Source organism: Lacinutrix neustonica, assembly GCF_026625145.1.
GTDB classification, from domain to species: domain Bacteria; phylum Bacteroidota; class Bacteroidia; order Flavobacteriales; family Flavobacteriaceae; genus Lacinutrix; species Lacinutrix neustonica.
Genome location: NZ_CP113088.1, coordinates 3141656 through 3153684 on the forward strand (window position 1 = coordinate 3141656; position 12029 = coordinate 3153684).

Consider the following 12029-nt stretch of genomic DNA (forward strand, 5'->3'; position numbering starts at 1 on the left):
TAATTATGATTTGTTGTTTTTATTATTTGTATTCTCCATTCCCATAGGCATATTGCCATCATCGTCTGTATGCGAAATCATAAAAAAACGTTCCGCAATGAGAATCAGGATAATTCCAATTGCTGCTACGATGAGCACCATTGGATCATTCAGATATTTTATATATAGAAAGGCTGCCAGTACTACCGTGTCCATTACAATAGCTATTAACGGAATGATGGGTTTAAATTTCACCTCGTTTTTTAGGTGGCGAAAAAGCCCCCAATGGATAGCTATATCCATAATAAGGTAGAAAATAGCTCCTATAGAAGCGATTCTTGTTAAATCGAAAAGGGCAGTGAGTAAAATGGCAAGGGAAACCGTGAATATGAGCGCTGGATTTTTAAAATTACCTATCCTTTTTAAAGAGGGTACTTGTTTCATATTACTCAACATCCCCAATAAGCGCGATGCCGAAAATACACTGGCGATAACCCCTGAAAAGGTTGCTACAATAGCGATTGCTATAGTAAACCATAAGCCCCATTCCCCAAAAACAGGTTCGGCTGCTGCTGCCAAAGCATAATCTTTTGCCTTTATTATTTCAGGAATGCTTAAACCTCCTGCAACAGAGAGTGCCAATGCCACATATATGACGGTGCATATAAGGATTGAATACACAATAGATCGACCAATGTTTTTATGAGGGTTTTTAATATCTCCTCCTTGATTTGTGATTGTTGTAAAGCCTTTATAGGCAAGAATCGATAGCGCAAGTGCTGCTACAAAACCAAGACCTTGTGGCATAGTTTCAGAATTTTTAGGAATATAGTTCCCTGAAATATCTGCAATCCCGAAATTATTAGACCCGCAATGGCTAGCAATGCAATACCTGCAACCTTAATAATTGCTGTAAAAGTAGCAGTTGCTCCAATAACCTTATTACCTAAAATATTTAATATATAGGCAGTTACCAAAAGTAAAACCCCAAGAATAGATGCATAACCAGCATAACTTTCGGGAATAATCGAAGGGTATAAGCGCCAAAGGTTCCTGCAACTAAACTTTGTGCAACGACCATTGAAACATACATTAGTAAAGAATAGACACCGGTTGTCGTTCCAGGACCATAGGATTTATTGAAAAACTTAACCACACCTCCGGAGGATGGAAAAGCATTTGAGAACTTTACGTAGGAATAAGAGCTGAAACCCACCACAACAGCTCCCGCAATAAAGGCAATCGGGAACAGATCTCCAACTAACTCCGCTATTTGTCCCATAAGAACAAATATGCCAGCACCAATCATTACACCAGTTCCTAGAGATATAGACCCTATTAAGGAAAGCTTATTGTTTTTATCTGTTGTGTCTTTCATTCGTAAATTATTTCTTTGTGTTATTAACCGACGGTTTTGGTTTAAAATTTCTAATAATTAGGCGGTTGCTCTTTTCATAAGTGAAATAGCTTACCGCCCAATTAAAACCAACCATCAATCTATTTCTAAATCCGCTTATGGATAATAAGTGTACAACTGACCACAATAGCCAAGCGAAATAACCTGCAAATTTGAATTTGCCCAAATCAGCTACTGCCTTACGTTTCCCTACTGTAGCTAATGAACCTTTGTCTTTATATTCGAAAGGGTTCACACCCTCATCCTTAATAATTTTCAATAATACATTACCTAAATATTTACCTTGCTGAATAGCTGTTTGTGCTACTTGCGGATGTCCTTTTGGCGTTTCTTCTGTAATTACAGCCGCTATATCACCTATGGCAAAAATGTTTTTGTAGCCTTCTACCATTAAAAATGAGTCTGTTTTTAAGCGGTTACCCTTTACCACGTGTTTTTTATCAATACCTTTTGGAAACTGTCCTTTCACACCAGCTGTCCGAGTTAGGTTTTTTGTTAAAATAATCTTATCACAATTTGTGACAACCTGTGAACCATCGTAATTGCTTACCGATTCATTGAGTAATACCTTTACCTCCAAATCCTTCAAATATTCTAGCGTTTTTGATGATGCCTTGTCTGACATCGTACTTAAAAGCTCATCAATGGCTTCAATTAAATAGATGTTCATTATGGAAGAAGGGTATTCCGGATAATCTTTGGGAAGAATATATTTGCGGAATTCTGCCAAAGCTCCTGCCATTTCCACACCAGCGGGACCACCGCCAACGATGACGAAATTTGTTAAGGCATCACGTTCTTTATCATCACAAGTGATTGCAGCTTGTTCAGATTTTGCAGCATCATATGGCGAATATTTAAAGAATCGCGAATGCTTTTCATCCCAAGACTATGGGACTCGACATTGTCCATACCAAAAAAATTAGTTGTTGTACCCGTTGCCAATACGAGATAGTCGAAGTGAACTCTTCCTTTATTGGTTATAATTGTGTTTGTAGAAGGTTGGATTTCCTCGACTTCAGCTAAACGAAACAATACATTTTTATAACCACTAATTTGTTTTCTGAAAGGGAATACAATACTATCAGGTTCCAAAGCACTCGTTGCCACTTGATAAAATAAGGGCTGAAACTGGTGGAAGTTGTTTTTATCGAACAGTACCACCTGCACCTCTTTGTGTTTCAGTTTTTCAACCAACGCTAAACCTGCAAACCCACCACCTATAATAATAACACGAGGTAAATTAGAGTCTCGGAAGGCAGATTTCATCTGTTACTTTGCAAGCAGATTCTTTTGTATTATTATTTGAGTGGTTAGCGTTCATATTTAATTTTTATATCATTGGTATTAGCAATAGTTTACTTTGCGTCCTTGTCTTTTACAATCATTACTGAACATTTGGCGTGTGTTGCTAAATACTGTGAAACGGAACCTAATAAAAGACGTGAAAATGCGCCTTGCCCTTGCGAACCCACTACAATCAAATCGGCATCAAAAGATTCCGCTTTTTCCAAAATTTCTTTTTTAGGAAGACCGCTGACAACATTTGTTGTTATACGAAGTGAACTATTTTTTTCTTTCAATACTTTACCAGCTTCGGAAACAATCTTTTTCCCTATTTTTTCAGCGTTTGATAAAAACTCTTTGTAGTAGGAATTAATAGAACTTGTTGATGTAATTAATGATGGTGTTGATATCGCAGGATGTTCATACACGTTTATAATGCAGACCTCACTTTCATTTTGTAAGGGTAATTTTGCAAGTTCTTTTACTGCTAGTTTACTAAAATCAGAACCATCTATGGCTAACACTATTTTCATAACTTGAATTTTTATGAATAAAGATTTCCTATCCTTTATTCTTATTTATAAATGATTGGGCATCTACTATGGAAGCGAAATAAAAAACACTTCCGCTACTTTTATCTTGAACAATAATTGCTGAAGCTTTATCAACTTTTGTATCATTTAGTGGATTACTCCCAAAGCGAACATCATCTAGATTTTTCTGTAACTTTTCAACACAATTTTCACAACAACCATAGTAGGTAGTTCCATTGACGTCAATAGGTATTTGTGACACACCCATAAATCGGTCATTGACCATACAGACTTTTTCGTTGGGAACGATTTCATAATTTTGGGCTGATATAATGGCCTCATTTGCTGTTTGGGATGTTTCAACAGTTGGCTGTGTTACGCTTTCTGCAACATCTTTTTTCTTGCCGGAACAGGATAGAACTACTGCTGAAAGCAGTAGAAGGAACAATATAGCGATGGATACCTGGTATATCTTTCTTACTGGGTTCTTAATGGCTACAACTTGGATAGCATTGTTTTTTTGATTTGAGTGTATTCGTTTCATAGTGTTAATCTTTAAGTGGAATAATTATTTCAGTTTGAATGAGTTTTCGCCAATAGATATGTTCATACAATCCGGACCAATACATCCCAAAAGTGAAGGCGAACATTAATTCTTCAATAGGAATGCCCAAGACAAGAATATGGGTCAGGTTGTCTAGATTCCAGTACAACTCCACATATTGAGGATAGAACGGAAGGATGCTTCCGAAATAAATAAAGTACAATACCGTAAACAGAATTCCCCCAACCCAAATCTTTCCTTTTAAATCCGGGCGACAATAAAGAGTCGCCAATCCACCTATGAACAAAGCTATAATGCCGCAATAAATGTGATTGAGCGACGTAAAAAGCGCCGGAATGATGAATACAGCTGCTGGTATAAAAAGTATATAAATATGCAATCGGTGCCTACTATGACTTCGTTCGCTATGTGGTATTTCGGCAAGTCCTCTTTTAAAAATAAGGTTGTAGAGTACAGTGCCAATTCCACCTATTGCGAAAGAGAAAATCAAACTTTCGATATCGAAGCCTGTTTTTTCGGCCAAATCAAAAAGCGAAGGTGGAAACCAATATTCGGTACAAACAACGGTTCTGTTAAACCAAAGGGCATCGTAATCAGGCTCATTTTGAGCATTTCTTTCCTAACTCCTTTTTTGGATATATATATAACTACCCAAAGAGCAAGAATGATAAGCGACCATATGAACCGGACATACTGCATAAATCCTAAAAGGTTTTTTTACTTTTTTATTTTTATTTGCGCATTATAAAAAGCGCCAATAGAAGCGCCTATAAGCCACCAAAGGATAAAAGTTTGTATGATACCCATTAACACTTCTAATAGGGGAACATCCATTCTAATGACATTGGTGGTATCCAAGCCGTGCAATAAGCTATTGAAAAAGATGATTGAACCTTCCCGCCCTGCTGTAGCCATTACTATCATACAGCCCAAATAAATTATGGTTCCTGTAAGACCGAAGGCAAATCCGAGTTTTTTTACGTTTAAGCGATGCATAATTTTATAGTTTAAGATTAGTTGTCCGAGTTTAAAATTCTTTTAGATTCTTCATAGTCTTCCTTGGATATTTCGCCTTTTGCATAGCGTTTTTTAAGAATATCCAGTGGGCTGTCCTTTATTGTTTTTTGATAGGGTATATCTGCTGGGATAAAGAATATCCAAGCAAGTAAGATGACCCATATAATCCACCATATTAGGTGCATTCCTCCAAAGTGTCCGTCGTATAAATGCATAGTTTTTAGGTTTTAATTGTTATTGATTAAGTTCTGTGATTGTATATCCATTGAGCTCATCGAGTTGCTTTTGCAAGTCGGCAACCGAAAGTGCTTCATTCATCGTGATACGTGTAGCTCCTTTTGGTGCGAGAAAAATTTCTGCCTTTTCGATATTGGGATGTTCTTCCAAAGTCTTCTTGACCCTTGCTACACATCCACCACAACTAATTCCGTTTATTTGAAATTTTTGTTTCATTGTATATAGTTTTTAGTGATGTTGATGTCCTTTGTGTTCTTCTTTTGTTTCTTGTTCAGAATGATTGTGGTCGCTATCCTGATGCTTATGATTATTGTGCCTTCCGTGTCCGTGTGAACCGTGGGGCATAAACAGATGGATGCCGAACATAAAAAGGATGAAAATAAATAGTGATGAACCACCTCCTATACCAAATGAGGGCGCTAAAAAGATGAACAATAGTGGTAGCCCACAACCTATGACCATCCAAATCCAGTGATTGTTTTTCATTGTTTTTGTATTTAGAAGTTAAAAATTAATGATGCTCGGTATGATCCTGTTTGTTTGGACTATTCATATTCTGCATATCCATTCCTTTTTCGCCCATCATCTTTGAGCAAGATTCCATACAGTCCTCGCTCATCATTCCTTTTTCGTGCATCATTTTCATCATTGTTCCCATCATTTTTCCGTCATTCATCATTTGGTTCATCATCGAATGCATCATTGTACTGTCCTTCATCATCATTTGCATTCCTTCTCCTTGCATCATAGAGCCCATCATTTTTTTGTTGCCCTGCATCATTGCCATTGTGTGTTGACTGCCGTGCATACTTTCCATAAACTCGGTCATATAATCGTGGTTCTCGGTAATGGCATTAAACACCTCCGTACGAGTTTCAGGATTTTCCAAAAGTGCTTGAGGATCTGCTCCTTGGTTGCAACTGCTTAAGCTTAAAAGCCCGATTGTTGATAAAACAATTAGTAATGTTTTCATAATTTTCTATTTTATTGAGTTAAACTTTTATTTTTATAAACCCATTCCCAACAATCCACAAACCGTAGTTTAGGGAATGGGTTATCAGCTATTAACTGTCAGATTTAAAAAGGTTTTCAATCTTCTTTAATTTCATTTCTGTCCGGAACTTTTTCGTTGTTATTCAATTTTTTTTAAACGCCATTTCTTGTTGCTGTCTTTAATGGCCACTAAATTTTCCGAAAGGAATTTAGATGTTATGGTAGGTGGATTTTTATCCTCCTTATCTTTAGGCGATATGTGAATGGCCAATTGAGTTAGATGGTCAATGGCTTTTCCTTGTTTATCTATAACTACTTCAAAATAATGGTAGCTAACGACGTCTTTGTTGAAAATGTCATTATAGCCTATGGTCTCTTTTTCAACTTTTAGTACCAATGCCTTATCATATTCGAAATTGGTCGCATTCAAGAATTGAGGTGTAATGACAGTTTTTCCAGTTTTATCGATATAGCCATAATACAGTATGCCATCTTTTTGATGGGCAATCAAGCATTTTTCGTTACTGAATATGGGGTAGGTTGCATTTCCTGTTTTGGTTAGCACCAAATCATTTCGAAAATCAATGATTACTTTGCCGTCTTGGTCAATAAACCCCCATTCGTTCCCTTTTTTAATGGCAGCTACTTCATTGTTAAAAGGCGAGATGTACTCTAAATTTTCTATAGTTTGTGCAATCCCTAGAAAGGGAATTAATACTAATGTGATGAGTAGTTTTTTCATTTTAGTTTGATTTATTTTGATAAAATTAATGATTGCCTTAAGCGTTTATCTGCATAACTTTCGTTGTTATCTACATAATTTCATCGTAAAAATTTCTTTTCCAGTTTTCAGTATTTTTATAATCGGTCATACTCACTCCAATTACTTCTTTGAACTGTCTAGACAGATGGTTTACGCTGCTGTAGTCCAATAAGTACCCTATATCTGAAAAGGAATGTTGTTTGAGTTGAATGAGCTCTTTAACTTTCTCTATCTTTAATTTGATAAAGTACTTTTCAATGGTTGTCTGTTGATTTGCTGAAAATAATTTACTCAAGGTCTTGTATTCCCTATGAAGGCTTGATGCCAATAGTTCAGATGTTTTTACTTTGATATGTAATGGTAGCTCTTGCAATTGTTCAATTAGAATAATCTTGATTCTTTCAACGAGCATTTCTTCTTCGTTCTGCACTATTTCAAAATCATTGGCGTGAAGCACGGTTGTTACTGCATTGATAATTTCATTGTCTGTTTTATTTGGTGCTTTTACCAACAACCTTCCCAATTCCAATGAAAGTACGGTTACTTCAAGTTCCTGTAACTCCTGCATAATTACTTTTAAGCAGCGATTACAGACCATATTCTTAATCCAAAATTCTTTTGGTTTGCTCATAGTATATAATGTATTGTCATTGAGTTTTAACTCAATGGTTTGAAAGGTTAAGACCTAACAGGGTTAATGGTGTATGGTATTGTTGGGAATAGAGTACAACAAATGTTAGCGCGAAGTGAAACTGTGGCTATAGAAGTATTGCAGATTATATTCAATCTGCGATGTGCAAATTCAAATCAAAAATGTCTCGTTGAGAATTATAATATCTGTAGATAATAAAGGCGGCCTATAGGTTTTAAAAGAAATGACGTTTTCTTCTAGCCCCTCGAACAGATTAATATAAGTATTAAAAAAAGTATTTAAGAAAACTAAAGTCTCAATCTCTAAAATTGTATTGGACTTCTTAAAGGTGTCATCTCCTTCTTTTACAATGGTCTGATTATCGCAACAATCCTTCTCTTGTATGGAAGTACATTGCTTGGAATTATTATCTTTTTTTTGTGCATTCTCCATACAAGATTCTGCCTTACTAAAAAAAGCCATATCCACCAATTTATTACAGCAAAAGTGCATATCCACCGTGAAGGAAGAAGTAGAAAACAGTATAAAAACTGCTAAAAAAAAGGACAGTATTTTAGTAAAAAAAGACTTCACGCTATAAATTTACGGAATTTTTGTTTAGCATTAACGATTTCTTGTAGGTTAAACACTATTGATTAATAATATCATTTTCAGATAATTATGAATTGATTCCAAATTAATTAATGCGAAGATAATTTTAAAGGTTCAACAGGAATATGACTTTTGTCATCTTTTATAGATTACTTGATTGCTACAGAAAATTTTATTTTTACTGAACTCATTCCAAACCTTGTTGTCTCTAAAATAAATTTAGGATTGGTGTAATATGATAATGAAATGTTTTCGATTTTAAAGTATTTTTAATAGGACTAAAATTTGATTAAGGTGTAATAATTGAGATGTCATAATTTTGAAATAATCCAGACGCAATAACTCCAACGATATTCTTTATATCTTTTTCAAATGTCCTTTCTATTTTTTTAAATTTTACGTCAAGAATAAAATTTCCATTTTCTGTTATTACAGGACCATCTTTTTTTGTGGCCATTCTTAAATCCATTGTTACTATATCCATTTTAACTAGTGAATGGCGTACATAGTTTATAGCCTCAGGGATTACTTCTATTGGCACTTTAAACTTTTCTCCTAAATGAGTGACCATCTTTGATTTGTCTACAATAATATAATTTTTATTGCTCGACATTAATAACAATTTTTCCCTAAACATAGCACCACCACGTCCCTTTATTAAATTGTTGTCTACATCCACTTCATCAGCACCATCAAAGTACCAATCTGGTCTCTCTTGCTGAAGTGTTGTTAGTGTGAGACCCAAATATGTGCACGCTAATTCTATCTCATAAGAAGTGGGAATAACTTTTATTGTCAATTGCTCTTCTTTTACTTTTTGAGCAATATGCTTCAAGGCTAAAAATGCTGTAGAGCCCGAGCCTATACCTATGGTTTGACTGTCTTGAACCAATTTTGAGATTTTCTTTGCAACTATCTCTTTTTGGTCTATATTTGATATTTCTTGCCCCCAGTTAAAATTTTCACTTATGTTATTCTTCCAGATCATTTTAATAAAACTTTGATTATTATTAATTTAACAATCCCAAAGGTAAGGTCTATTCAATAAAATTGTGTCTTTTGTCATCTTTAGTATATTTTCCTAAAACCCATACGCAACAGAAAAATTTATCCCAAAAGGATGGCCAGGACGTAAACCTGCTGGCACACGAGATACAGCATATTTTGTATTAAATAGGTTTATGATGTTTGTTGATAGCGTAAAATTTTCATTAAGAAAATATCGAGCAGATAAGTCAACTATGAAGTTAGAATCCACTTTAAAATTTTCAGGAATAGATCCTGAACCAGCTTTAGTTCTAAATGCTCCAGTATATCGTGAATTTAGGTTTACTTCAAATTTCTTATGCTCTAGCCCAAAAGTTGCATTTAATTGATTTTTTGCGATGTATGGTATTTCGTCCCCTTTGGTCACCACTCCATAAATATCCTCGTTGCTATCGAAACTGGTCAGAAATTCGGTATCCGTGAGGGTATAGGAAACCGACACAGGAAGTTTAAATTTTTCTGACTTATTATATAATAGGTTGTAATTCAGTAAAAATTCAATACCGCTTACGCGCACTTCACCTGCATTAAACTGGTCAAGACTTCCCGTACCACCTGTAGCAGCCAAATCACTTCCCAGTAGGTTTTGATAGTCATTGTAGAACCCAACAAGTTCCCCTTGTAGCCCTTTAACGCTAAATCGGGTTCCTACTTCGTAATTAATACTTTCTTCAGCATTTTGCCCTGGTGTATTGCTTGGTGGGGAAAACCCTTTGTGTACACCACCAAAAACTGAAAAATCGTTACTAAATCTGTAGTTTGCGCCTAAACCAGGAATCCATACGTTTACCTTGTTTTCGCGAATGGATAAATCTTGACCAGTCCTGGAAGGGTCATTGGTGCCATAGTCCATTCGGGTTAGAGTTATATTCTCATAGCGTAAGCCAGGTGTTAGGGTCAAGTTCTCAACTTTTATGGTGTATAAGAGGTGTGCAGCGAGAGCTTTTGCACCACTTATGCGGTTAGCGTCAGACCCTTTTTCGCCTACTGTCGTACGTATTAATTCATTGTTCAAGAATGCATACCTGTCCACCCATTGAAATCTGTCTTCATCATCCTCGTGGTAGCGTATTCCGGCTTCTAAAGTTTGTAACCCATCAGAACCCCATCGTAATTTGGCAATGGATTGAACACCATTTGACGTGTATGCTCTGTTGTTTGCCTTTACGCCCATAGCATCTTCTTGGGTGTTTTCGTTTCCTAAAATGGTTTGGTATTCTAATGGGAAATTCTGTGGCGATGAAAGGATATTACTAATGCTCACTCTTTCGCCTAAATTTACATCATCCAATTTGTACCAATTACGTTTGAATTTATTCAAGTAACCGGTAGTGCTTATGTCTAATGATGATGATAATCGGATAAAGTGGGTAAGTTGGTATTGTTGATGCTCGGCATTCATTACATCCTCTGAAGAAGCTCTGTATCTTCTAAAGGTATTTTCTTGAAAATCTTCATCTGTCAAACCTAAGTAAGTTTCGTTTGCCTCTTCTTCGGAATACTGAATTTTAAACGTTAATGACTGATACGTTTTTGCGTCTAAATTTGAGTTAACCCTAAACTTGGCCAAATAATCAGATTTGTCAAATCCTGTATTGCCACCACCGTCAAGATTTTTAAAACCATCAGAATTATAATTAAAATAATCCGTTACAAATCCAAAATTTTTATAGCTATCACCAATTGTTAATTGAGTACTTCTTGAATCGTAATTTCCTGCAGCAATGGAAGCCCTTCCGGAGAATTTGTTTGGAATTCGGGAAGATATCATATTTATGGCGCCACCAGTGGTATTGGGACCGTACTGAATTTGGCTGCTTCCTTTTAAAACCTCTACGGCCTGCATACGACCAATGGTAGGAAAATAATAGGCGGCAGGTGCGCTATAAGGTGCAGGGGCAATGAGCACACCATCTTCCATTAAATTGATTTTTGCACTACGCTCAGGCGATGTGCCTCGCAAACTTATATTTGGGCGTAATCCGAAACCATCTTCTTCATAAATGTTAATTCCTGGAACTGTTTGTAATACCCTGTTGATGTTAGTATAAGAGAATTTTTTTAAGTCTTCTTCGGAAATATAGCTTGCAGAACCCGTTTTGTTTTTAACCTCAAACCTACTACCTAGTATAGTATTTCCTGAGACTACAACCTCTTTTAACTGTTCCGTTTTTTGTTGGATAGTATCTTTTTTTTGGGGATTAGTTTGTGCCCATATATTTGGGAATTGCAAAATAAGTATTAGAATAAAGAGAATTCGCATTTGCTTTAAATTATTTAGAATGAATATAAATAAAGGGCAAATGTAGTAGTCTTTTTCAATTAAACAAATATTATTTAGAATAATTCTTAATAATAAAATTTAAGCAATTTAGACTCAATAATTTATAATTTGTAATGGATTAAATTCAGTATAAATCTTCAAGTGGAATCTAAATTATTTGTTAAATCAAGAAATTCTGCTAAAAATTTAATAGCTTTGTAAAATTAATGAAGAAGGTTTTTTATAAAATATCATCCGCTTGCTTAGCACTTATTGTGTTGTTGTCAACTGTTTCTTTTACTGTTGATAGTCATTACTGTGGCGATACTTTAGTGGATTCTTCTTTATTTGGCCACGTCGAAACTTGTGGTATGGAAGTTCAACAACAATCCCCGTCATCAGAGTGTGATATTTCAAAAAAAGATTGCTGTAGTGATGAACAAGTGATTGTTGAAGGTCAAGATACTTTAAAAACATCGTTCGACAAATTAGATAAAGACCAACAACTATTTGTTGCTGCTTTTATCCATACCTATATAAATTTATTTTTCGAATCTCAAGAAGATTTAAATTCATATAGAGATTATACACCTCCTCCCTTGGTCAGGGATATTCAAGTTTTAGACCAGACTTTCCTTATTTGATTTTTAAGTAATTAGAACTGTAGTCCTACATTAATTTGTTT

The 12029-nt window shown here is 35.3% G+C and carries 14 protein-coding genes and 2 pseudogenes; 1 reads left to right on the forward strand and 15 read right to left on the reverse strand.

From position 1 onward, the window contains the following. Positions 1-3: 3 nt before the first annotated feature. From N7U66_RS17015 to N7U66_RS17085, 15 genes and pseudogenes are all read right to left on the reverse strand, one after another. Positions 4-1357 (reverse strand): annotated as a pseudogene (locus tag N7U66_RS17015) (APC family permease). Positions 1358-1364: 7 nt separating this feature from the next. Further along, positions 1365-2720, reverse strand: a pseudogene (locus N7U66_RS17020) (NAD(P)/FAD-dependent oxidoreductase). 34 nt (positions 2721-2754) lie between these two features. Continuing rightward, positions 2755-3216, reverse strand: a complete 462-nt coding sequence (locus tag N7U66_RS17025) for a universal stress protein (protein ID WP_034886836.1) — start codon at positions 3214-3216, stop codon at positions 2755-2757. Positions 3217-3244: 28 nt separating this feature from the next. Then, complete coding sequence (locus N7U66_RS17030; RefSeq protein WP_178987116.1) at positions 3245-3760, reverse strand: hypothetical protein; 516 nt, start codon at positions 3758-3760, stop codon at positions 3245-3247. 4 nt (positions 3761-3764) lie between these two features. Continuing rightward, positions 3765-4304, reverse strand: a complete 540-nt coding sequence (locus N7U66_RS17035; protein ID WP_267676230.1) for a lycopene cyclase domain-containing protein — start codon at positions 4302-4304, stop codon at positions 3765-3767. A 194-nt stretch (positions 4305-4498) separates the two neighbouring features. Next, complete coding sequence (locus N7U66_RS17040; protein ID WP_179020698.1) at positions 4499-4777, reverse strand: DUF5676 family membrane protein; 279 nt, start codon at positions 4775-4777, stop codon at positions 4499-4501. 17 nt (positions 4778-4794) lie between these two features. Beyond that, on the reverse strand, positions 4795-5013 hold the full coding sequence (locus tag N7U66_RS17045) for an SHOCT domain-containing protein (protein WP_070237420.1): 219 nt from the start codon (positions 5011-5013) through the stop codon (positions 4795-4797). Between the two features lie 19 nt (positions 5014-5032). Continuing rightward, positions 5033-5251 carry a heavy-metal-associated domain-containing protein gene (locus N7U66_RS17050; RefSeq protein ID WP_034886844.1) on the reverse strand — a complete coding sequence of 73 codons (219 nt, stop codon included), beginning with the start codon at positions 5249-5251 and terminating at the stop codon, positions 5033-5035. 12 nt (positions 5252-5263) lie between these two features. After that, the gene (locus N7U66_RS17055) at positions 5264-5521 is read right to left on the reverse strand and encodes a hypothetical protein (RefSeq protein ID WP_034886845.1); all 258 of its coding nucleotides are present in this window, start codon (positions 5519-5521) and stop codon (positions 5264-5266) included. A 25-nt stretch (positions 5522-5546) separates the two neighbouring features. Next, positions 5547-6008, reverse strand: coding sequence for a hypothetical protein (locus N7U66_RS17060; RefSeq protein WP_117157960.1), 462 nt, complete (start codon positions 6006-6008; stop codon positions 5547-5549). A gap of 159 nt (positions 6009-6167) precedes the next feature. After that, entirely contained in the window at positions 6168-6770 is a 603-nt protein-coding gene (locus N7U66_RS17065; RefSeq protein ID WP_179020699.1) for a WG repeat-containing protein, read from the reverse strand. A gap of 70 nt (positions 6771-6840) precedes the next feature. Beyond that, positions 6841-7422 (reverse strand): helix-turn-helix domain-containing protein, encoded by a 582-nt coding sequence (locus N7U66_RS17070; RefSeq protein WP_179020700.1) that lies wholly within the window; start codon positions 7420-7422, stop codon positions 6841-6843. A 171-nt stretch (positions 7423-7593) separates the two neighbouring features. Then, on the reverse strand, positions 7594-8016 hold the full coding sequence (locus tag N7U66_RS17075) for an HYC_CC_PP family protein (protein WP_449274495.1): 423 nt from the start codon (positions 8014-8016) through the stop codon (positions 7594-7596). 307 nt (positions 8017-8323) lie between these two features. Beyond that, positions 8324-9022, reverse strand: coding sequence for a ribose 5-phosphate isomerase A (rpiA, locus tag N7U66_RS17080; protein WP_267676232.1), 699 nt, complete (start codon positions 9020-9022; stop codon positions 8324-8326). 93 nt (positions 9023-9115) lie between these two features. Beyond that, on the reverse strand, positions 9116-11344 hold the full coding sequence (locus N7U66_RS17085) for a TonB-dependent receptor family protein (protein WP_267676233.1): 2229 nt from the start codon (positions 11342-11344) through the stop codon (positions 9116-9118). Between the two features lie 227 nt (positions 11345-11571). Here N7U66_RS17085 and N7U66_RS17090 point away from each other — a divergent pair, with 227 nt between their 5' ends. Further along, positions 11572-11988 carry an HYC_CC_PP family protein gene (locus N7U66_RS17090; protein ID WP_267676234.1) on the forward strand — a complete coding sequence of 139 codons (417 nt, stop codon included), beginning with the start codon at positions 11572-11574 and terminating at the stop codon, positions 11986-11988. Positions 11989-12029 lie beyond the last annotated feature (41 nt).